This is a genomic window from Alistipes provencensis (assembly GCF_900083545.1).
Taxonomy (GTDB): domain Bacteria; phylum Bacteroidota; class Bacteroidia; order Bacteroidales; family Rikenellaceae; genus Alistipes; species Alistipes provencensis.
Genome location: NZ_LT559262.1, coordinates 2,263,584 through 2,285,177 on the forward strand (window position 1 = coordinate 2,263,584; position 21,594 = coordinate 2,285,177).

At 56.3% G+C, this 21,594-nt stretch carries 17 protein-coding genes; 7 read left to right on the forward strand and 10 right to left on the reverse strand.

Annotated features, from left to right (window positions below; translation table 11 throughout):
* Positions 1-86 precede the first annotated feature (86 nt).
* The 7 genes from BN5935_RS08875 to BN5935_RS08905 all read right to left on the reverse strand — a co-directional run bounded on the left by BN5935_RS08875 (position 87) and on the right by BN5935_RS08905 (position 7,000).
* Complete coding sequence (locus tag BN5935_RS08875) at positions 87-1,028, reverse strand: hypothetical protein (protein ID WP_064975791.1); 942 nt, start codon at positions 1,026-1,028, stop codon at positions 87-89.
* 7 nt (positions 1,029-1,035) lie between these two features.
* The gene (locus BN5935_RS08880; RefSeq protein ID WP_064975792.1) at positions 1,036-2,490 is read right to left on the reverse strand and encodes an MBOAT family O-acyltransferase; all 1,455 of its coding nucleotides are present in this window, start codon (positions 2,488-2,490) and stop codon (positions 1,036-1,038) included.
* Between the two features lie 107 nt (positions 2,491-2,597).
* Positions 2,598-3,554 (reverse strand): DUF2851 family protein, encoded by a 957-nt coding sequence (locus tag BN5935_RS08885; RefSeq protein ID WP_064975793.1) that lies wholly within the window; start codon positions 3,552-3,554, stop codon positions 2,598-2,600.
* 1 nt (position 3,555) lies between these two features.
* Positions 3,556-3,876, reverse strand: coding sequence for a metal-sulfur cluster assembly factor (locus BN5935_RS08890; protein ID WP_064975794.1), 321 nt, complete (start codon positions 3,874-3,876; stop codon positions 3,556-3,558).
* A gap of 7 nt (positions 3,877-3,883) precedes the next feature.
* Positions 3,884-4,300, reverse strand: coding sequence for a SufE family protein (locus tag BN5935_RS08895; protein ID WP_064975795.1), 417 nt, complete (start codon positions 4,298-4,300; stop codon positions 3,884-3,886).
* A gap of 146 nt (positions 4,301-4,446) precedes the next feature.
* Positions 4,447-6,009, reverse strand: a complete 1,563-nt coding sequence (locus BN5935_RS08900; protein ID WP_064975796.1) for an alkaline phosphatase family protein — start codon at positions 6,007-6,009, stop codon at positions 4,447-4,449.
* A 25-nt stretch (positions 6,010-6,034) separates the two neighbouring features.
* Positions 6,035-7,000: a GSCFA domain-containing protein gene (locus tag BN5935_RS08905; RefSeq protein WP_064975797.1), complete on the reverse strand. Its 966-nt coding sequence runs from the start codon at positions 6,998-7,000 to the stop codon at positions 6,035-6,037.
* A gap of 33 nt (positions 7,001-7,033) precedes the next feature.
* On the opposite strand from BN5935_RS08905, the gene ispE reads away from it, so the two are divergent.
* On the forward strand, positions 7,034-7,846 hold the full coding sequence (ispE, locus tag BN5935_RS08910) for a 4-(cytidine 5'-diphospho)-2-C-methyl-D-erythritol kinase (RefSeq protein WP_064975798.1): 813 nt from the start codon (positions 7,034-7,036) through the stop codon (positions 7,844-7,846).
* Between the two features lie 7 nt (positions 7,847-7,853).
* Here the strand turns inward: ispE and rpiB are convergent, their stop codons facing one another.
* Positions 7,854-8,297 (reverse strand): ribose 5-phosphate isomerase B, encoded by a 444-nt coding sequence (gene rpiB, locus BN5935_RS08915; RefSeq protein WP_064975799.1) that lies wholly within the window; start codon positions 8,295-8,297, stop codon positions 7,854-7,856.
* A gap of 94 nt (positions 8,298-8,391) precedes the next feature.
* Here rpiB and BN5935_RS08920 point away from each other — a divergent pair, with 94 nt between their 5' ends.
* Both BN5935_RS08920 and BN5935_RS15140 read left to right on the forward strand, forming a co-directional pair.
* Complete coding sequence (locus tag BN5935_RS08920; RefSeq protein WP_064975800.1) at positions 8,392-8,757, forward strand: YbaN family protein; 366 nt, start codon at positions 8,392-8,394, stop codon at positions 8,755-8,757.
* Between the two features lie 1,335 nt (positions 8,758-10,092).
* Positions 10,093-10,245 carry a hypothetical protein gene (locus BN5935_RS15140; protein ID WP_204244902.1) on the forward strand — a complete coding sequence of 51 codons (153 nt, stop codon included), beginning with the start codon at positions 10,093-10,095 and terminating at the stop codon, positions 10,243-10,245.
* A 117-nt stretch (positions 10,246-10,362) separates the two neighbouring features.
* Here the strand turns inward: BN5935_RS15140 and BN5935_RS08930 are convergent, their stop codons facing one another.
* Both BN5935_RS08930 and BN5935_RS08935 read right to left on the reverse strand, forming a co-directional pair.
* The gene (locus BN5935_RS08930; protein WP_064975802.1) at positions 10,363-10,692 is read right to left on the reverse strand and encodes a TIGR04076 family protein; all 330 of its coding nucleotides are present in this window, start codon (positions 10,690-10,692) and stop codon (positions 10,363-10,365) included.
* A gap of 582 nt (positions 10,693-11,274) precedes the next feature.
* Positions 11,275-12,543: a site-specific integrase gene (locus tag BN5935_RS08935; protein ID WP_064976900.1), complete on the reverse strand. Its 1,269-nt coding sequence runs from the start codon at positions 12,541-12,543 to the stop codon at positions 11,275-11,277.
* Positions 12,544-12,921: 378 nt separating this feature from the next.
* Here BN5935_RS08935 and BN5935_RS08940 point away from each other — a divergent pair, with 378 nt between their 5' ends.
* The 4 genes from BN5935_RS08940 to BN5935_RS08955 all read left to right on the forward strand — a co-directional run bounded on the left by BN5935_RS08940 (position 12,922) and on the right by BN5935_RS08955 (position 21,589).
* Positions 12,922-14,217, forward strand: a complete 1,296-nt coding sequence (locus BN5935_RS08940; protein WP_082944077.1) for an Omp28-related outer membrane protein — start codon at positions 12,922-12,924, stop codon at positions 14,215-14,217.
* Position 14,218: 1 nt separating this feature from the next.
* Entirely contained in the window at positions 14,219-15,841 is a 1,623-nt protein-coding gene (locus BN5935_RS08945; protein ID WP_064975804.1) for a DUF6029 family protein, read from the forward strand.
* Positions 15,842-15,880: 39 nt separating this feature from the next.
* The gene (locus BN5935_RS08950) at positions 15,881-18,352 is read left to right on the forward strand and encodes a BACON domain-containing protein (protein ID WP_064975805.1); all 2,472 of its coding nucleotides are present in this window, start codon (positions 15,881-15,883) and stop codon (positions 18,350-18,352) included.
* Positions 18,353-18,445: 93 nt separating this feature from the next.
* Positions 18,446-21,589 carry a SusC/RagA family TonB-linked outer membrane protein gene (locus tag BN5935_RS08955; protein ID WP_064975806.1) on the forward strand — a complete coding sequence of 1,048 codons (3,144 nt, stop codon included), beginning with the start codon at positions 18,446-18,448 and terminating at the stop codon, positions 21,587-21,589.
* Positions 21,590-21,594: the final 5 nt, after the last annotated feature.

Genomic DNA, 21,594 nt, shown 5'->3' on the forward strand with positions numbered 1-21,594 from the left:
GGAGTTACGGTTCTAAATCCTACAAAAATAAGAATAATTTTTCGAAATCCATCCGGGCAGCCGCCTCAGAATGGGTTTTCTGCGAATTATTTTGCCGGGAAAGGGTCCTCGGCGATCTCGTCGTCGAGGATGCGGATGAGCTTCGGGCCTCCGTGGTCGTAGTTGAGGTGCGAGGCGTCGAAGAAATCGTCGGCCGTGAACCGCCTGTCTTTCAGCAGGTCCACATAGCGGACGTTGGGGAATTCCCGGGCCAGCGACGTGCCGATCTGCCGCGTGAGGGCCACGACTTCGTCCGAAAGGTGTTCGTAGTAGGTGGGCCATGTCGGTGGGGTGTAGAGCACCATCCGGACGCCGCGCGCCGCACAGTCGGCGGCGATGCGGCGCAGCACCTCGCGGTTGTGGGCCACGTCTTCGGGATCGAACGCCGAATGGTTCCGGGCGACGCCTTCGGCCGTGCGCTGGTCCCAGTCGGGGCGCCGGTTGTCGCGCAGGACCATGTAGGAGCCGAATTCGTCCTGCGGGGTGTTGCCTTCGGCGCGGATGTCGCCGGGCGACAGCGCATGTTTCAGGTAGCGGAACGCCGGCGAGGGGTAGGCGATGATGTAACGCTCCTTGAAGGCGTACCACGGTCCCGGCAGGTCGTAATTGATCGTGTAGAACGGGACGCGCCACTGTTCGCCGTCCTTGCGGAGCCGGTGGTGGATGCTCCAGCACGAGAGCGAGATCACCACGCCGCGCAGCGACGTGAGCCGGCCGGCATACTTTTCCCACAGCTCCAGATCGCGGTCGAGCGGCTGTCCGTGATAGGCGAGGTTGAATCCCCGGAATTTCGAGGCGTGGAAATCGAGCCCGTAGAAGGCGTGCGAGAGCCCCAGCGAGAGTACCTCTATCTGCGGGGCGTGCCGTTCCATGTAGGCGGCCTTGTATCCGAGCTGGTGGGGAATGCTGCGCAGTCCCCATTCCGCGCCGGCGGCCGCGGCGGCTACGGGCAGTACGAACCAGAATATGCGTCGCAGGAATCGGTTCATGGCAGGATCAGAATTGGAAATAGATGAACGTCTGCTGCTGGGCGTGCATGATGTAGATGCCCAGTATCAGCAGGTAATAAACGGCATAGCGCACGCTCTGGCGGCGGATGCGGGCCCGTCCGGTCAGTTGCAGCCCGTGCTGGCGGGTCCGCTGGCTCCATTCGACCGCGATCAGGATCACCACGCCGATGATGGCGTTGATGCCGGGCGATTCGTAGCTGCCGCCGAGCGCCACGCGGTCGAAGAGCGCCGGGGAAAAGATGCGCCGGATGTAGTGCCATGCGTCGCCGATGCTTTCGGCGCGGAAGATGATCCAGCCCACGGCCGCCAGCGCAAAGGTCGATGCGATTTGCAGGGCCTCCCGTGCCGTCGGCAGGGTGCGTCCTGCGGCGACGTCCCCGGTGTATTTGCGGTTGCGTCCCGAGAGGATCAGCGGCAGGAAAAGCAGTGCGTGGTAACCGCCCCATGCGATGAAGGTCCAGTTGGCGCCGTGCCAGAATCCGCTGACGAGGAAGATGACCAGCGTGTTGCGGAATACCGTCCATTTCGAACCCCGGCTGCCGCCCAGCGGGATGTAGACGTAGTCGCGGAACCATGTGGTGAGCGAGATGTGCCAGCGGCGCCAGAATTCGGCGATGTCGCGCGAGAAGTAGGGGTAGTTGAAATTGCGCATGAGGCTGAATCCGAACAGCCGCGAGATGCCGATGGCGATGTCCGAGTAGCCCGAGAAATCGCCGTATATCTGGAACGAGAAGGCCACGGCCCCGATGACGAGCGCCCCTCCCGAGAGGGTCTCGTAGTTGTCGAAGATGCCGTTGGCCAGAATGGCGCAGTTGTCCGCCACGACGATCTTCTTGAAGAATCCCCACAGCGCCTGCCGCAGTCCGTCCACGGCCTGCGCCGTGTCGAACGCCCGCGGCCGCAGGAACTGCGGCAGCAGGTTGGTGGCCCGCTCGATGGGTCCGGCCACCAGTTGTGGAAAAAAGGAGATGAAGGCGAAGAAGGCGACGACGTCGCGCGTCGGAGCGAGTTTCCCGCGATGCACGTCGATCGAGTAGCTCAGGGCCTGAAAGGTATAGAACGAGATGCCGACCGGCAGGATGATCTGCAGCAGGAGGTTGTCGTAGGCGGCGATGTGGAAGAGTTCGGCGAACGAGGCGACGAAGAAGTCGTAGTATTTGAAGATGCCGAGGATGCCGAGGTTGAGCAGGATGTTCCCCACGCTGACGATGCTGCCCAGCGGCTTTCCGCGGAAGCGTTCGATCAGGAGCCCGCTGGCGTAGCTGCACAGCGACGTGAAGGCGATCAGTATCAGAAACCGCCAGTCCCACCAGCCGTAGAAGAGGTAGCTGGCCCCTACGACGAAGAGGTTCTGCGCCCGCAGGCTGCGGTTGAACACGAACCAGTAGAGCAGGAAGACGACCGGAAGAAACAGTGCGAACTCGAATGAATTGAAAAGCATGGGTGTAAACACGATTTACGGCAGATGCCGGACTTCGGGTCTGCCGTCGGGAGCGTGAAACTGCACAAAAGTAATTATTTTTCCGGAAAAGCCCAAATGTCCGCCGTTCAGTCTTCTGCCATGGTCGTTTGCCGCACGATCCGTCGTCCGACGGGACACGCCGCACAGCGTTTTCCGGCGCAGTACTCGGTGGCCAGTTGCAGCAGGGCCTGCGATTCGAAGGCGTTGCGGGGCCGGACGCCTGCCGACATCCAGTCGCGCATGTAGCGGTTGTCCTCGGCCGGCAGCCGCTCCATGAGCGTCAGGGCGCTGTCGCGCAGCCGCTCGTTGGCCGTGTAACTGCCGTAGGCGAATTGCAGCACCGCGACCAGATTGATGCCGATGATGTTGGCCTTGAACGCCCCGATGCGCTTGGGACTTTCGTCGCTCTCGGCGCCGGGGATGTGGTGCGTGCGCCAGTAGGGCGACGCCTCGATGCAGAACAGCTCCCGAATATCCTCCTCCGTGCGGCAGGACATGGCGCGCTCCATCACGAACTCGTCCTGCGAGAAGAACTCCGCGGCCTGCGCCAGCCGCAGCACCGGGTGGTTGGCCGGGCGTATCTCGGTCAGCGTCCATGCCGAAGCCTCCATCGGCTCGATGCCGTATTTGGCTGCGAGGTATTCGAAACTGCGTTTCAGATCGAGCGTGTAGGTGTCGTTGCGGTAGAGCTCCAGCAACCCCGAAGCGCCGAACAGCATCGCCTCGACGGCATGCGGGGCCAGCCGTTCGCGCAGCACGGTCTTGTAGGGCACGCGCCGCGCCAGTTCGAGGTAAGCCTCCTGATTGCGGCGGTCGCCCAGCGTGCGGAAATAGAGCAGGTAGAAGGTCTGGTTCCAGTTGTCGGCGGCCTCGCTGCGGAGCTCCCCGACCATGCGCATCTTGCGGCTGAGGCGGTCGAAAATCAGCGCCGTGCAGATCTCGGTGCGCTGGAGCGTGCCGAGCCCGCCGAGGTAACCGCCGCAGGCGTACTCTCTGGCTCCGGCCTGCAGCCGTTCCACCGTGCGTTCCGCCGTGCCCGCCATCTCAGAACATATTGAGTTCCAGCAGCGCTTCTTCAGTCATCATGCTCTTGTCCCACACGGGGTCGAACGTGAGAATGACGTTCACCGATTTCACGCCTTTGACCTTTCCGACCTGAATGTTCACGTCCTCGACGAGCATGTCAGCCATCGGGCAGTTGGGGGCGGTGAGGGTCATGCGTATCGTAGCCACGCCGTCAGGCGTGTAGTCGATCTCGTAGATCAGCCCCAGATCGTAGATGTTGACCGGGATTTCGGGGTCGTATATGTTCTTGAGGGTGGCGACTATGTCTTTTTCCACCTGCAGGATCTCTTCGGGTGTCATTGCCTTTTTACTTGTTTTTGCTTGCGTATGCCAGTGCGTACAGCCGCATCTGCTTGACCATCGACACCAGCCCGTTGGCCCGCGTGGGCGAGAGGTTGGCCGAAAGCCCGATGGCGTCGATGAAGTAGAGCTCCGTGTCGAGTATCTCCTGCGGCGTGCGGCCGTTCAGTACGCGGATCAATAACGCGATAATGCCCTTGGTTATTATGGCGTCGCTGTCCGCCGTGTAGTAAACCTTGCCGTCTTCGAGCCGTGCGTCGACCCATACCCGCGACTGGCACCCCTCGATGAGGTACTGCCCCGTGCGGTGTTCGGGAGAGATCGGGGGGAGCGTTTCGCTCAGTCCGATCAGGTAGTCGTATTTGTCCAGCCAGTCGTCGAAGACGGAAAATTCCTCGATGATGTCCTCTTGTATGCTATCCATGGTATAACGTTTTTTATGGTCGTTTCTCTTCCGTTCGTCGTTGTCGCCGCCCGTGGCGTCGTTTGCAAGTCTGACCCCACCCCAAACCCCTCCCTCGGGAGGGGCTTATCGCATGCGACCGGGTTTCGGTCGAAATTACTCCTCCTTTATTCTGCAATTTCCTCTAAAACCCCGCCTTCCGAGGCCGCCGGTTCGCGGATGCCCGCCAGCCGCGCCAGCGTCGGGGCCACGGCGGTCATGTCCACGCGGCGGTTCACCCGCTGCATGCCGGCACCCTTGCCGTAGAAGACCAGCGGCACCTCGGTGTCGTAGCCGTACATCGAGCCCGACATCGACCAGCAGCGCTCCTGCTCCTCGATCCATCCGGGCATCAGGTTCAGGATCACGTCGCCCGAACGCCGGGGGTAGAAACTGTTCTGCATCCGCCGGGCATACCCGCTGCCGAAATAGCTCGTGCGCATGGCCGTGGCGGCCAGCGCGTGGGAGATGCCGCTGAACTGCATGGCGAAGATGGCCACCTCGTTCTGCACTTCGGCGAGGTTCAACCCCCGCTCGTAGATGAGGTTGTGGTTGAGCCATACGCTCCGGTCGCTGTACTCCACCACCCAGTCGCCCACGCCGTAGCGGACGTTGAGGAATCCGTTGACGATCACCTCGAACTGCCGTGGGTTGAAGCGGTCGGCCTCGTCCGGTCCCGCGTCGTAGGAGGGGCTCGTTCCGTGGTCGGAGGTGAGCACCACCATCGCGTTGCCGTCCTTGACCTGCGCGAATACGAAGGTCAGGAAATCCGCCAGATCGCGGTCCAGCCGGTAGTACATGTCCTCGACCTCGATTGACTCGGGGCCGTAGGCTTCGCTGATGCGGCGCGGCGTGTCGAGACAGATGTTCAGCAGGTCGGGGATCTTGTCGTCGCCGAGCTTGTATTGCGCGATGGCCTGCTTGGCCAGTCCCAGCACCGCGGTGTTGCCCGCGGGGGTGTAGAGCAGGCGCTCGTAGTCGTCGGTCAGTTTCAGGCGTCCCGAGCCGTTCAGGTCTTTCTCTTTCCGGCTCTTGCCCGCCAGCGCGATGTCGTAGTTGCGGGTGTTGAGGTAACGGCCGCGTTCGAGCAGCGTGCGCCACTCGGTCGAGATGTACGAAAGGTTGTACCGCTCGCGGTTGCTGCGGTCGATCCACTCGGGAACCGCGGACGCATAGTAGGGCGAGGTCACCCAGTCGCAGCGCGCCGAGTCGAGCCAGAAGACCTCTCCGGCGCGTCCGGCCATCACCACGGCCGACACGGCTTCGGCGGCGACGGTCACCGAGCGGCTGCTGGGAGCGTGTTGCAGCAACGTCTCCGAGAGCGTCGGGGCGATCAGGTTGTAGGCCCCGGGGCCGCGGCGTCCGGCGGTCAGTTCGACGACCCGGTTGGTCGTGTAGTCCACCCAGCGCGATCCGATCACGCCGTGGGTCGAGGGCATGGCTCCCGTGGTGAGCGTGGCCAGCGATACGGGCGTGGTGGTCTGCAGGTAGTCGTAGCGGCTGTCGGCATAGACCGTGCCGCCCTCGGTGAGACGGCGGAAGCCCCCTTCGCCGAAGTTTTCGGCATAACGGTCGAGGTCCTCGCCGCGCATCGAGCCGACGACGATCTGGACGATCAGCCGGGGCTGCGCCGCGACGCTCTGGAGAGCCGCCGCAGCGGCTATGGCGTATAGGAAGAGTTTTTTTGTCATCTGCGTAATGGAATTGGCCGCAAATTTACGAATTTATTTCGATACATCGGCGGAAACAGGCCGCTTCCGACTGAAAATCGATCTCCGGAAGTGCGGCGATGCGTTCCAGTTGACGGCGGCAGAAAGCCCGGTGCGCCTCGCCCTGCGGATTGCGGGGGCGGTGGGCCGCCGCGGCGACGATGGCTTCGGCCTCCGGAAGCAGGCTCCGGGCGCGGTCCGAGAGGGCCGCGGCGGTGAATTTCTCCCAGACATACGCGATGGCCTGCGGCGCAGGGTGTACGAGGTCGTCGGCATAGAACCGGTAGTCGCGCAGGTCATCGGTAACGATTTCATAGGCAGGGAAATACGCCGTACACTTGAACCTTTGCGTCAGCTCCTCCGCGGCCAGCCGCAGTGTGGCCTTGCTCACGGCATTGCCCGCCAGTCCGTCGTTCAGATGCCGCACCGGGCTGACGGTCAGGATGATCTGCTTCCCGGCAAGCGGCCCCTCGATCAGCTCCGCGAACGTTTTCACGATCTCCTCCACCGACAGCCGCCGTCTGGAGAACTCCGCGGCAGGACGCCGGTGGCAGTTGGCAACGACCTCACCGTCACGTTCATATACCCACGCGGTGCCGAACGTGAGGATCACCCGGTCGGCCGTGCGGAGCGCTTCGGCCCCGGCCCGCCGCGCGGCGTTCATCCGCGCGAGGGCCTCTTCGGCCGTCGGGGCCGAGAAGTCGCCGTGGAATCCGAAGTGGTACCACACGTCGCCGTCGAACCCCAGTTCGTCGCGCGTCACGGCGGCTGGGGAGGCGTAACTGCGGATCGCCGCGGCGATCGACAGCGGGTTGAAAAGGATGCCCGAGGGGTTTTCCGTGACACGGAATTTGGCGGCGGCGAGCTTCCGGGCGATATGTGCGGCGAAGCACGACCCGAGCGTCAGCACACGGCTGTCGTAGCCGATCTGCACCCCGAGAGGTGATATTTCGATTTCGGTGCGGAATTTCATACGGCAAAAATAGAAAATTCTTACCTTTGTTGCATGATCCTGCGAGCAAACTGCAAAATAAATCTGGGCCTCGACATCCTGCGCCGCCGCGCGGACGGCTATCACGACCTCGAAACCGTGATGTTTCCCGTCGTGGGGCTTTACGACGAAGTGGAGGTGGTGTGCACCGATGCGCCCGGGGTGACGTTCCGCGCCGAAGGGCTGGCCGTGGACTGCGCCTCCGAAGACAACATCTGTGTGAAGGCATTCCGCCTGATGCAGCGGCGTTACGGCGTGGACGGGGTCGCTATTCGTCTCGACAAGCGCGTGCCGTTCGGCGCCGGGCTGGGAGGCGGTTCGTCGGACGGCACGGCGGTGCTGCTGGCTGTCGATGAGCTGTTTGCGCTCGGGCTGTCCGAAGCGGAGCTGATCGCGTGCGCCGCCGAGCTGGGCAGCGACACGGCCTTTTTCGTGCGCAACACCCCGCAGTTATGTAAAGGAAGAGGTGAGGTGATGGAGCCTTACCCGCTGGACCTGAGCGGAATGACGCTCGTCGTCGTCAAGCCCGGCGAGGGCGTCTCGACCCGCGAGGCTTATGCCGGGGTGCGGCCCCGGCTGCCGGAGGTGCCGTTGGCGGAGCGTCTTGCACGGCCCGTCGCGGAGTGGCAGGGATTGGTGACCAACGATTTCGAACGGCATATCCTCGCGGCCCGTCCGGCCATCCGTGCGGCCAAGGAGCGTCTGCTGGAAGCCGGGGCCGTTTACGCCTCGATGTCGGGCAGCGGCTCGGCGGTCTTCGGGCTTTTCGCGGGGCACGAAAAAGGCGAGCGGCTGAAAGCCCTCTCGCCCTTTGTTTTCGAATTGTGAATCCCGCTTATTTGCAGCCTGCGACGGGCATCTTGGCCAGACGGGCCTCGTGGCGTCCGCCCTCGAACTCGGCGGCGAAGTAGGCGTCGAGCATCTTGACGGCCTCGTCGTTGGTGATGAAACGCGCCGGGAAGACGATAATGTTGGCGTTGTTGTGGCGGCGGATCAGCGAGGCGATCTCGGGCTCCCAGCAGAGACCTGCGCGGATGCCCTGATGTTTGTTGAGCGTCATGGCCATGCCTTCGCCCGAGCCGCAGAGCGCGATGCCGCGTTCCAGTTCACCCTTCTCGATAGCCTCGGCCAGCGGGTGTGCGAAGTCGGCGTAGTCGACGCTTTCGGGCGAGTGCGTACCGAAATCGAGCACTTCGTAGCCCATGGCGTCGAGGTAACCCACCAGAAATTCTTTCATTTCGTAGCCGGCATGGTCGCTGGCGATACCTATTTTTTTCATCGTATATCGGTTTATTTGTGTTCTATCGTACAAATATATATAAATTTGGCGTTACACGGCATTCCCGACCCCGGATTTATGCTATTTTTGCATCGTGAAAATCTTCCTCGCCATACTCGGGGGCATCGCCCTTGCGCTGGGCATCGTCGGCATCTTCCTGCCGCTGCTGCCCACCACGCCGTTCCTGCTGCTGGCGGCGGCCCTCTGGGTGCGTTCGTCGCCGCGGCTTTACGCGTGGCTCCTGTCGCACCGCTGTTTCGGCGAGTACATCCGCAACTTCCGCGAAAACCGCGCCATACCCCTGCGCGCCAAGGTCTTTTCCATCTCCCTGATGTGGGCGGCGATGCTCTACTGCATCTTCGGGATACTGGGCGAATGGTGGTGGGCGCAGTTGGCGCTGCTGGCCGTGGCCGTCGGCGTCACATGGCACATCCTTTCGTTCGCAACGCTCCATAAGTGATTTCTTGTACTTTTGGATGCAAAAGTACTAATCAAATCTAACTATATGATAGACAGTATATGACAAAAGTCGAGGTAATGATTTGTCAATTCTGAGGGCTGTATCCTTTGCATTCCATTCTAACTTGTCAAAGACTCCGATACAAAGATAGGAAATATGCAGAAAATAGGCAAAAATCTTTTAGTATTGGAGTGATTTACTCCCGGCATAATTTCTGAACGCCAGAGTTGATTTTACAACTTACCCTTGCTTTCATTACTCCGACTGTTTCCGGATAGCCTGTCCTATTCGTTTATAATAGGGGCAGTCTAACAAGTTTTAGAGCGCCTCTTTTTCATGCGAATTCGGGTCATTCGAATATTTCAGAAGATTTTTTGTAAATTTTTCGGATAAAAGTTGTCAGATCAAATAAAATATACTATATTCGATAAACGAAAGATACGCAGTCTAAACTGTTTATCTTAGCGAGGGACCTTCAAAAGCAATAATCATCGATAAGCAGTCAAGGCTATGTGCACATGGTGCGCGGACCTTGGCCAAGATGGTTATTGCAAATTAGTACAAGAATGGTGTCCCTTGCTAATCGCATTAAGATCCGCGCATTTTTTTGAAAATGTATTATTCAAAATAAATGCCGGATTATGAAACGACAATTAAGAGTACTGCCCATCACCAAATATAAGCAACCTTTCTCGAACACTCGATTAGAGCCGGAATGCCGGTTTCGATTCGGAGAGTTATATCTATTCCATCGTACAAATTATCGTTGTCCCGCTATTTCTTCTTTGTGGGGAATTTTCAATGACTATAAAGAAGGTCGATTGTTTTTGGAATCGAGCAGTCGGGATCTTCGCACTTTCCGCCACTGGCATATTGTACCGGAAGAGTATCGTTATTGCCGACGTGCCAGTCAGCATGAGTTACGCGATTATATATCGGGATTGATTTATAATGAGTGTCATACCCGGTTATCCACCTTACATCCGCCTAACCTGCATTTTGCCATGAAGAATCCTCCTTTGTCAAGGGAGGGGCAGTGACGCGACTCATTGCAGGAGGAAGGGGCAGTCGTCGGCCCCTTCCGTTTTTTTGCGAGGGAGGGGGAGAAACGGAAGGTTTTTATGCTGAAAAGCAAGATGAAAATTTTTGTTAAGCCACAGCCGAGGGGTTGGCGTCCGTAGTTCATTTTCCGGTCAAGAAGGAGCTGGAACAGATAAAGGAACTTCTTCAGGTTCCCGACGGCTACGTGCTGCCCGCCTTGGTGATGCTCGGTTATGCCAAAGAGGGTGCATCGGTTCCCCGTCAGGTTCCTGCCGCCGTAGAAAACAGGGTCAGATGGAACAAATGGTAACCATTCGCGACATCGATGTCGAAAGCGTGTTCGCCAAGTCGAACCTGCCGGTCTGCGACTATTCGGTCAACCCCCGTATGCGGGTTGTACCCATGCCTGCAAATACCGACCGAGAAGTAATAAAACTCGAACAGTGAAGCATCATATCTGCGAACGCATCATTTTCGTCTTGGATTGAACGCAAACGAAGAAGGCAAGTTTGATTTCCGGTTATCCGAAAACTGCTTGCCTTCTCTTTTCGCCTATAATATCGTTTACTCTTCCTCGTCTATTCTTTCCAACTTGAAGATGACAGGACGCGTGCCGTCATTGCAACACGTTATCATCATTTTCTCGTCATTCGTCCATCCGCGCATAATGGAACCACCCTGCAAGGCCGTATAGACATAGCGGCTGATGCAGTCCCATGCCTCGGAACAGAACTTTCCGTCGAGCATGTGAAAGAAATTATCGCCGTCCACCATGATCTCCTGTCCCTCATGGAAAAACGGACAGGGGCCCGATTTCGGATCTGCCAGATACTTTTCCTGCAAATCCCCGTAACACTCCCGTTTCAGGACTGTAATCTTACATTTGTGTTTCATAACCGAATTGTTTTCAGTCTCGATTTATCTATCATAAAACGAATGAAATATCAAAACATGAACATCGAAATAGTACTTCGATGTGAGATAGGGACACGCCTTTTCTAGCATTCTTTAATCCGATGCCGCAAAGATAACGGATTCCGGATAAAATACCTTGATCGGGACATGTGTTGTAATATCAGAGAACCGGAATATTCCGGTTTTAAAAGATCTGTCATGTTATAACATAAATTATTTAAACAACCAGATCGGCACAAAATTGTTTCCCAAAAAGACAGAATAATAAAATAAATAGACTACATTCGCAGGACGGAACTTTTCAGCATTTCATTATAACATGAAAATACGATAAAATCCAATAGCCTTGTTATATAGAAATATTGCTTGAGAATTTTTCGATCGTCTTTTTATTCCAAAAAGACTTCACGCAAAAATAACTATTTCCTAATAAGTCCCAAAAAATAGCGGAGATTTTTTTATCGTCCGACTTTTTTGTTAGAAAATCCCCGCTTATTATTAATGATTGATAGCAAATCCAGCTATTTTGCTTGCGATTTCAATATCTATTCGACAAAAGGATTACAAGCTATTGCGGCATTTTTTCGTTCCGGAATGCTGTGTCGAAAGCCATGCTTTATCGCTGCACAGCGTATCGATACGTTTGGATAAATGCTCCATTTCAGAATCGAGTCTGGGACGGGTGACCGTAGCATAGATTTGTGTCGTACGGATATTGGTATGCCCCAGCAAACGGCTGATCGTCTCCATGGCAGCCCCTTGCGATAAAGTGATCGTCGTGGCGAAAGTATGGCGTGCGGTGTGGAATGATACCCGTTTGTCGATACCCGCAAGCAACATGATCTTATTCAGGCACTTGTTGCACCAACAGTTCGTCGGCAGTTCGAATATTTGTATCCGTGCGGAGACCGTCGCATAACGTGTCAGAATGGCTTCCGGCAATGCAAAAAGTCGGATGAGGACTATAGCCCCCGTCTTTCGGCGTTTGGTGCGAATCCATGTCCGGTTCGTTTCTTTCAGTACATTATCCGCCGTAAGGCCGCATATGTCGATATAGGACAGTCCCGTCAGGCAACTGAACAGAAAAGCATCCCGCACGATTTGCATGGTTCTGTTCCGGGGCTGGAATCGTATCAGCCGATTCAACTCTTCGATGGTGAGATAATTCCGAAACACACTTTCGCTTTTCAACCGGTAGCCGGCAAAGAGATCCTTGGCCATGTAGCCCCGGCTTCGGGCCAATGACAAAATATGCTTTAACGCAATCATATAGACCCATCCGGTATTGTTTTTCCGACACTGCTCCTGCAAAATGAAAGTGTGGAATCCCGGAACAAACTTTTCGTCGAGCTTCCGGAACGGCAAATCCCGGCATCCGTATCGGTGCATAATATAGGATTCGAGGTGTCGGCAAACGCACTGATATTTATACAGGGTGCTTTTGCTGCGGCTGATTCCGATCATCTGTTCGAATTCCTCGTTATGGCGTTTGAAAAATGCCACGACCATTTCTTGGTCGAAATTCAACCCGCGGTATGCCTCTTTGACCATTACCGGAGTAATGGCTCCGTGTTCGAACGAAAGCCGATTATAACATAGTTCGATCCGCAGCCGAATTCGTGTGAGTTGTTCGTTGATGCGCGTTGCAAGGGCGCTGCGCCCCATAACGCAGCTGAATGATACATTCCATAATTCAGGCTGCACGGAAAGTTGTGTAGCGAACTGCGTGCACTGCCCGTTGATTGTAATCCGCCCCATGATCGGAACATTCCCGTTTCGCAACGGAGCCGTTTTCTTGATGTAAAACAATACCTTGAATGTGTTTCTCATACCCATCATAACCTTTTACGACATTTCGATACAAATGAATAGATTGACCTTACGGTAACGATTAAGTAATGGTCAAAAACATGCTAATCCAGCCAAGTATCATGGCATTAAATGATTAGCACCATAATCAAGGTTATGACTTGGAAACGTGCGATTGGCGGTCACAAGTCTATTTGCATGCACTATGCACTTGGAATCAATGAAATAGGAGTTTTTATGTGCATAATCCCTCTTATTTCTTCCATTCGTTGATAATAAATTGTTTATCCGTTTTTCACCATTTAAATTCTTTTTGGAATAAAAAGAATTCAAAGACTGTTCCGATCGTTTCGGAATTCTTGTGCAAGGAAAAATACTATTAATTAAAACGCTTATGGTATGAAAAGCATCTACTCTGTTTTTCTGTTCGGCTGTGCCGTCTTGTTTGCAGCGTCGTGTTCATCGGGTGGTGGTGACGACACTCCTCCTTCCACGGGAAAGACAATTACGTTGTCTGCCGACAGAAGTTCGATTCTCGCCGACGGTCAGGATGCCGCTGTCTTGACTCTTATCGATAATGTCACCCATGAAGATATTACGTCGAAGGCCTCGTTCTATGCCGGCGAGCAGTTGTTGAACGGCACGTCGTTCACGACCGAGGTTCCGGGAACCTATACGCTCAAGGCCGTCTTCGGAGATATTACGTCCAATACGGTGGAAATCAAAGCCGTATCGGGTGACATCGATGCCGAAGGAATCACGCTTTCCGTATCGAAAGAGATGGTCTTCCCCGACGGAGGCGATTTCGCCGTGCTCACGCTGACGGACGCCGACGGTGCGGACGTTTCGGATCTAGGCGAGTTCTATGCCGACGGAAAGGCGCTCGAAGGACGACGCTTTTCGACTACGAGCGGTTCGGCGGTACCGATTACGATCTCGGCCACGATCGGTGGTCACGACGTGGAAAATACGGCGGAAATCATCGCTACGAGCAATATCAATTTCACCAGCCGGTTGTTGTTCGAAAACATTACCATGACAGGGTGCCAGTACTGTCCTTTCGTCAAGACGATCATCCGAGATGTCGAAAAAGACGATCCTGCACAAGTGATCTGCTATTGCATCCATAACAGTGTCAGCACCCTCTACCAATCGTCCCAGCTCTCCCAGACCACGCTGGATTATGCCAACGTCTATTGCGACTTCATGTTGCCCGGCGAGTCCGACCGCCGGAGGGCTGCGCCCAAGTCGTTCGTGAGCCGAAACAAAGAGAATCATTCGTATGATAGCAAATACATCCAACCCGACAATCTGCGCACTTTGGCTCGCCAGCAACCCAAGAACGTGGGTATCGCCATCGAAAGCGCATATACGGCTTCCGAAGTGACGGTACATGCCAGTATCGGCACCAAGCAGAGTTTTTCGGGTCGGGCCGTCGCGGTTCTCACGAAACGGATGTCTTGGGAAAGCGATTCCTACAAATATCGCGTGATGCTTGCCTATGCTCCTTCGGTCGAGGGACAGGAGCTCTCGTTCGAAGCCGGGAAAGCCGCCTCGTTCAATGTTACGTTCGACCTGACGAAGCTCGGTTCAGTCAATCCCGACGAATGCGAGATCATCGTTTTCGTACTGAATGCCGAGGGTATTTGCCAAAGCGTGCAATACGCCGGAGTCGGAGAGGCAAAAAGCTATTGATATGTTGCGGTATCCGGTATCCTCATTTCTTTCCGTCCTGCTGCTGTGCGCGGTACTGCCTGTCGTCGCACAACAGCAGGACGACAAACCCAAACGCGATTGGGGGAAACTCAGCGGCAGTGTCGAGTCGTCGTGGGGCGTCTACATGAAGGACAAAGTCCTGGGAATCGACGAGGTGGAACAAAGCTACGGCACCAATACTTATATCAATCTGAATTACGCCATCAAGGGCTTCCGCTTCGGCCTTCAGTACGACATCTATGAAAAGCCGATGTTGGGTTTCGATGCCAATCTCGAGGGCAACGGTCTGCGCGGCGGCTTCGCCGCATGGTCGAACTCCCGGTGGGATATTACGCTGGGAACATTCTACGACCAGTTCGGCAGCGGCCTCATCTTCCGCGCTTACGAGGAGCGCGAAATGGGCATCAACACCTCGCTGGCAGGAGCCAATATCCATTGGCAACCTACGGACTGGCTCTCGACCAAAATATTGGCCGGCATGCCGCGCCGGTTCATGACCTTTGCCGACAGCTGGGTCTACGGCGTCGATGTCGAACTCGCGTTGCTTCAGGCACTGGTGCCGTCGAGCGATGCTGCGTTGCAGATCGGGGGTTCGTGGGTGCTGCGCGACGACCGCAGCGACAACCGCAAAACGGATGCTCCGGCTGCCGTCAGTGCGTTCAGCGGACGTCTGGACTTCACCAAAGGGGCCTTTTCGCTCGGCGGCGAATGGGTGAGCAAGGGCGAATCGATGCGCCTTGACCCCGAGGCGGGGATCGTCGACACGGGTACGGGACGCGCCCTGCTGCTCAATGCCGGTCTCGACCTGCCGGGCTTCGGCATCTCCGCGACATGGCGCTCTATCGAGAATATGTCGTGGCGTCAGGACGACTCCTCGGATCCGTCCATGAACCTGAACTACATTCCGGCGCTCACCAAGCAGCACAAATACGCCCTCTGTTCGCTCTTTCCCCACGAGGTTCACGATTTCGGCGGCGAGACGGGCGGCCAGATCGACGTATTCGGAGAAATTCCCGTCGGCGGCAGCCCGCGGCGGCCTCTGCGTTTCGCCGTCAACGCCTCGATGTACCGCAACATGGAGCGCAACGGCGACACCTACCGGTTCATGGGTTTCGGCGGAGATCTCCTTTTCGCCGAAGCGGGACTCGAACTGGAAAAGAAGTGGGGCCCGGACTGGAAAACGATCGTCGCAGGGACGTGGCAGCGACACCCCGAGACCAGCCGTTACGGATTCGGCACGATGGAGATGAACACGCAGATCGTCGTCGGAGATGTCCTTTGGCAGATGACGCCCAAGACTTCGCTGCGCGTGGAGCTGCAGCACGCCTGGAGCGATTCGAAAGACGACCAGCGCTGGGCAATGGGTCTCGTGGAGCTGGGATTCGCCCCCTCGTGGATGGTCTACATAAGCGACATGTGCAACTACAAGAGCTACGGCGACAACATCCATTACTACGATGCCGGCGTAAGCTATGCCCGCAAGTTCCTGCGGGCGCAGCTTTCCTACGGCCGCCACCGTGCCGGTGAAACCTGCTCGGGCGGCATCTGTCGCTACGTTCCCGAATACACGGGATTCAACATCGAGGTATCCATCATTCTCTAAATATTGATACCCATTTTTATTAACTAAAAAACAATCGCTATGAAGAGTATCTTTACCCCAACTTGGCGATGGCTCGCGGCCGTCGCACTGATAGCCGGACTGGGCGCATGTTCGTCGGACGATACCGAGCCGTCGCTTGCAGTCAAGGCTCCCGACGGCGGCCTGACGTTCGGCACTTTTTCGCTGACGCCGCAGACGATCACCGTCGATGCGAGTACGGACTGGACTTTCGAAGTGTCCCCCGAAGGCATTTTCGAGGTGACGCGCTCCGATGACAATAAAACGTTGTCGGTAAGTCCCGTGGCTCCCAACTACGACAATACCGAGGCCACGGCTACGGTGGCCGTGAAGGCCGGTTCTCAGACGGCCTACATCGCGCTCAAACAGTCCGCCAACGCCGCCACGTTCCTGCGGCTCAACGATGCGGAACTGACCGGCGACCATCCGATTCTGATCGTGGAAACCGGCGTGAGCGACGACGAGGGCACCTACGAAATTCCGCTCCTGACCAACCACACGATCTCGATCCGTAAATCGACGGATCAGACCCTGCCCGCGACCGATGCGCAACAGGCGGCATCGACCCGTACGAATGCGATCGAGGGCGTCGACTGGCTGACCTACGATCTGAATCAGGAGATCACCGAGGAGGGACCCGTGACGACGCTCGTGCTCCGTTACAATTATTATGACAACCAATCCGAACAGCGCCATGTCAACATCGACATCGTCGCCAACGCTTCCGGCGAGGGCAACTCCACCGCAACGGTAAGTCTGAGCGTCGTCCAGATGGCCGACACCCCGACGATCATCATCAATCCTACGGACGGATTGCAATACGATTTCGATCCTGCACAGCCCCAGACGGTTTCGGTAGCCGCCAATGTGGATTATAGCATCGCGATTTACCCGGAAACGAGCAGAGAGTGGATTACGGTCGACACCGAGAACGTCGAAACCTCGGCCAACGGCAAGGTGAAGACCTACAAGGTGACCGTAGCCCCCAACTACGACACGCGTTCCCGCGCGGGCGGCTTCTATGCGATCCAACAGAACGCTTCGGGCGAACCGCTTCGAGCGAATGTGCAGATCACTCAGGCCGCCGCTCCGAACGCACAGGTTTCCATCGCGCAGAAGAACATTATTTTCGCAGCTGAGGACAAGGAGAAACTCGTGGAGGTCACCTCTACCTTCGGTGCCTCCACCGAGTGCGAGGTAGTCGGTGAGGACGGCCAGCCCGTAGATTGGATGACGGCCGAATACAACGCCGACGCACAGTTCGTGACGCTCAAACCCGTGGGCGCACTTCCGTCCCAGAACCGTACGGCCACGCTGAAGGTTTCTTGCGGCGCAGGCGACAATACCGCCACGGCTACGGCTACCGTCACCCAACTGGGTACGGAACCGACGCTGGTACTCGATCCCGCAAACCTCGGAATCGACCAGAACGGTACGGCACAGGTAGTGACGGTGCTGACCAACCAGGATTCGTGGTCGATCGAGCAGAGCACGGTTCCCTCGTGGGCTACCGTAACGACCGATGCTGTGAAGAATACCATCACCGTATCGGCACAGCCCTTCGACGAGACGGGTTCGCGGGACTTTAAGCTGACGGTCAAGGCCGGCGATCTGACGGCAGAGCTGACGGTCGTTCAGGCTCTCACCTACAAAGTGGGTGACATCTACATGAAGGACGGCAAGGCTCTGGGCGTCGTCTACGCGGTGAGCGATGGTGGTATGCACGGTAAGGTGTTCAGCTTCAAGGTCTATAACAAAACCGATAAGGTCATAAAGACCTACAAGTCGGCCGCATTCAACCCCGCTCCCACCAGCACGACCGACGGTCTGGCCAACCAGCAGGCCATTCGCAGCAACACTGATTGGGAAACGATCTGCACTGCCGAGAAGTATATCTACGACATCTCGACAGAGGACGGCGTGAACTGGTATATCCCCGCCATCGAGGAGTTGAAAGAGCTCATGAGTTACATGTGCGGCGGCTATCCGTTCGTCACCGACGACGAATTCGCCAACTCGATCTGGTGGTACTTCTGGCGTGAGAGTTCGACGGGCATAGGCTTCGAAGAGGGCGAGAAAACATGGACGAAGAACCCCAACCCCGCTGTGGACGAGGCGACCGTTACGGCCCAACAGCAGAAGATCCGCGACCTCTATAAGCAGTACACTGACGACAAGTACTATTGCATGTTCTTCCTCTCCCAATATGCGATGGTTGAAGGTGTGGGCGAGACTGAAGAGATCATTCAGGGCGACGAGCGTGAAAATTGTCAATGGAACGATGATTTCCCGCCGGTTCTTCTCTCCCATGGCGACGACTTCGGCACCACATGGTACTCGTCCACCTTCACGAGCGACGGACGAGAGACAACAATGCTTCAATCCTACATCAACAGTGTCTCTATCGTAGACACATGGTCGCTCAGCAGCGACTGGGAGGATGAGTGGTATTACTCGGCCTTCGGCAGCATCCATCCGATCATGCAATTCTAAATGACTCTCAATCCCTTGTTCAGGTACGGTCTCGTGCCTGAACAAGGGATTTTTCTAACTCAAATTTATTTAATAGTAAGGTATAACTTTTATATGAACACGGCATTTTTTTGCCAGAATAACGGGAAGATCTGCAAAGGATTTTTCCTGTTGTGTCTGCTGGTCGGCCTGTGCGCTGCTCCCTTCGCGGCGAAGGCCCAGCAAAGCAAACCGCGTGTAACAGTTACGGGAACCGTCACCGATACGGGCGGGCTGCCCGTTCCGGGCGCCTCGGTCGTCCTTCATGGAACCACGATCGGCATCTCGACCGATGCGAACGGAAAATTCAGGCTCGAATTCGAAGAACGTCCCAACATCATCATCGACGTGTCGTTCATCGGCATGAAGAAACAGGAAATCCCCGTCAAACTTCGCGGCGGCAAAGCTGACATCAAGGTCATTCTCGAAAGCGACACCAACATCGAAGAGGTCGTCGTGACGGGTATCTTCACCCGGAAAAAGGAAGGATATACGGGTTCCGTATCGACGATCAAAGGCGAGGACATCAAGAAATACTCCACGACGAATATCGCCAAGGCGATCAGTGCCGTGGAACCGAGTTTCCGTATCATGGACAATTTCGAGATGGGTTCGAACCCCAATGCGCTGCCCGACATGCGCATGCGCGGCACGTCGACGCTTCCCGGAGGCGCCGCCTCGGGCGACGGGCTGATCTCGTTGCAGGGCGAGTACGACACCTATCCCAACCAGCCGCTGCTGCTTTTGGACGGCTTCGAGATCGACGTGCAGACGATGGCCGACCTCGATCCCGACCGCGTGGCATCTATCACCATTCTGAAGGACGCCTCGGCAACGGCGATCTATGGCTCGAAAGCCTCGAACGGCGTCATCGTGATCGAAACGCTGGCCCCGAAGCCCGGTACGATCAATGTCACATACAGCGGCAACGTGCGCGTCGAAATGCCCGATCTCTCGTCGTACAATCTGATGAACTCCGCGGAGAAGATCTATGTGGAAAAACTCGCAGGGCTCTATGCCGAGAACGACCTCGACGCCCAGCGCGACTATCAGTCGCGTCTGCGCGAGGTGAAACGGGGTGTGGATACCTACTGGCTTTCGAAGCCGTTGCGTACTTCGGTGCAGCATCGTCACGCACTGACGCTCGAAGGCGGCTCGAACGAACTGCGCTACAAGCTCTATGCGGGTCTGAACGAAACGCCCGGCGTAATGAAAGGCTCGAAGCGCAGCACGCAGACCGTATCGCTCGATCTGAGTTACCGGTTCAAAAAATTCCTGCTCAAGAACAGCGTCACGGCCGACAATGCCGTAGGTACCGAGAGCCCCTACGGTTCATTCAGCGATTATGCTTCGCTGAATCCCTACCTGCGGCCTTACGACGAAAACGGCAACATCAACAAGATCATGCAAACATGGAACATGTCCTACAGCGGTGGTGCCGGAAACCGATATGAAGTGGCCAATCCGCTCTACAATACGACATTTCATAGTCTCGATCGCGATACGGACTTTACCGTGCGCAACCTTTTCAAACTCGAATACCGTCCCTCGGAGGCGTGGATTCTTCAGGGGAACGTTTCCATCAGCAAAAACACGGGCAAAGCCGAGGTTTTCCGTCCGGGCTATCACACGGCTTTCAACAACGTGACCGACCCGTCGCTCAAAGGCGACTTCACGCGCACGCAGTCCGAAGCGTTCAACTATGCCGTGGATTTCACGGTGATGTACAACAAGGCGATCCGCAATACGCATTTCATCACGGCGAATCTCCGCTATTCGGTCGACCAGACCCGGAATGAAGCCTACGGGGCCAAAGTCACCGGATTCCCCAACGATGCCATGGACCACATCCTTTTCGGTCAGAAATACAGCGAGAACATGTCCGGCTCGGAGAACACGTCGCGCAGTATCGGCGGTGTGCTGGCCGTAGGTTACTCCTACAAATACCGTTATTCGTTCGACGCCAATATCCGCGTCGACGGTTCGTCGCAGTTCGGCAAGGACAACCGGTTCGCGCCTTTCTGGTCGGCGGGCGTCAAATGGAATATCATGAACGAGGAGTTCATGAAAGGTCAGAAAACCTGGCTCGACGATCTGGTGCTTTCGGTCACTTACGGCATTACTGGTACGCAAGGTTTCGCTCCGTACCAGTCGCGGCATGTATATTCCTATTCGAACCTGATGCGTTACTACCTCTCGTCCGACGCCACGGGCGTCGAGCTGGTAGCCTTGGGCAACGACCACCTGAAATGGCAGCAGACCGCGACGTGGAACACGCGCCTCGAAGCTTCGTTGTTCAAAGGCCGGCTGACCGCACGCGCCGAGTACTATATCAAAAACACGAAAAACTCCGTGACGCAGATCACGCTGGCTCCGTCGCTGGGCTTCTCCTCGTTCCCGGAGAACATGGGCACGCTCGAAAACCGGGGTGTCGAACTGAACCTTGCGGTGATTCCCTACCGCAACGATGCTGCACAATCCTATTGGGTCGTCTCGGTCAACGGTTCGCATAATACGAACAAACTGACGAAAATCTCCGATGCGCTGCGCCGTCAGAACGAACTGAATGCCTCGGCGGAGTCGATCTCTCCGTTGCCGCGCTACGTCGAAGGCATGTCCACGACAGCGATCTGGGCCGTAAAATCATTGGGTATCGACCCTGCGACAGGCGATGAGATATTGCTTAAACGCAACGGAGCCATCACCTCCGAATACGATGTCGTCGATGCCGTGGTATGCGGCGACACGGAACCTAAATGGCAGGGAACGATCAACACGGCTTTCCAGTACAAAGGTTTCGGCGCTAATCTCTCGTTCACCTACCGTTTCGGCGGCCAGATGTATAACGAAACGCTCGTGTCGAAGGTCGAGAACGCCGATTTGCGTTACAATGCCGATCGCCGCGTACTGACCGAACGTTGGCAGAAACCCGGCGACCGTGCGCAGTACAAACGCCTGACGAACTCCGCGGACGGAGCCAATACACAGCAGACATCACGCTTCGTGATGGATGAAAACACGCTTCAGATGGGTTCGCTGTCGCTGACCTACCGTATGGACAGTAACAATGCTCCCTGGCTCAAGAAACTCCGTATTTCGTCTATGAAGTGGGGCTTTACCATGGAGGATGTCTTCTACGCTTCGACCATTAAACGTGAGCGCGGTACGATCTATCCTTTCTCGCGCCAGTTCGCTCTTTCGCTCAATCTCGTCTTCTGACAAAT

Bases quoted from the DNA above. Each gene is read 5' to 3' on its own strand.
- BN5935_RS08880 (WP_064975792.1), bottom strand. From the start codon at position 2,490: ATGCTTTTCAATTCATTCGAGTTCGCACTGTTTCTTCCGGTCGTCTTC.
- BN5935_RS08940 (WP_082944077.1), top strand. From the start codon at position 12,922: ATGAAAAGCATCTACTCTGTTTTTCTGTTCGGCTGTGCCGTCTTGTTT.
- BN5935_RS08950 (WP_064975805.1), top strand. From the start codon at position 15,881: ATGAAGAGTATCTTTACCCCAACTTGGCGATGGCTCGCGGCCGTCGCA.
- BN5935_RS08895 (WP_064975795.1), bottom strand. From the start codon at position 4,300: ATGGATAGCATACAAGAGGACATCATCGAGGAATTTTCCGTCTTCGAC.
- BN5935_RS08930 (WP_064975802.1), bottom strand. From the start codon at position 10,692: ATGAAACACAAATGTAAGATTACAGTCCTGAAACGGGAGTGTTACGGG.
- BN5935_RS08945 (WP_064975804.1), top strand. From the start codon at position 14,219: ATGTTGCGGTATCCGGTATCCTCATTTCTTTCCGTCCTGCTGCTGTGC.
- BN5935_RS08875 (WP_064975791.1), bottom strand. From the start codon at position 1,028: ATGAACCGATTCCTGCGACGCATATTCTGGTTCGTACTGCCCGTAGCC.
- BN5935_RS08890 (WP_064975794.1), bottom strand. From the start codon at position 3,876: ATGACACCCGAAGAGATCCTGCAGGTGGAAAAAGACATAGTCGCCACC.
- BN5935_RS08900 (WP_064975796.1), bottom strand. From the start codon at position 6,009: ATGACAAAAAAACTCTTCCTATACGCCATAGCCGCTGCGGCGGCTCTC.
- BN5935_RS15140 (WP_204244902.1), top strand. From the start codon at position 10,093: ATGGAACAAATGGTAACCATTCGCGACATCGATGTCGAAAGCGTGTTC.
- BN5935_RS08955 (WP_064975806.1), top strand. From the start codon at position 18,446: ATGAACACGGCATTTTTTTGCCAGAATAACGGGAAGATCTGCAAAGGA.
- BN5935_RS08885 (WP_064975793.1), bottom strand. From the start codon at position 3,554: ATGGCGGGCACGGCGGAACGCACGGTGGAACGGCTGCAGGCCGGAGCC.
- BN5935_RS08935 (WP_064976900.1), bottom strand. From the start codon at position 12,543: ATGAGAAACACATTCAAGGTATTGTTTTACATCAAGAAAACGGCTCCG.
- BN5935_RS08905 (WP_064975797.1), bottom strand. From the start codon at position 7,000: ATGAAATTCCGCACCGAAATCGAAATATCACCTCTCGGGGTGCAGATC.
- ispE (WP_064975798.1), top strand. From the start codon at position 7,034: ATGATCCTGCGAGCAAACTGCAAAATAAATCTGGGCCTCGACATCCTG.
- rpiB (WP_064975799.1), bottom strand. From the start codon at position 8,297: ATGAAAAAAATAGGTATCGCCAGCGACCATGCCGGCTACGAAATGAAA.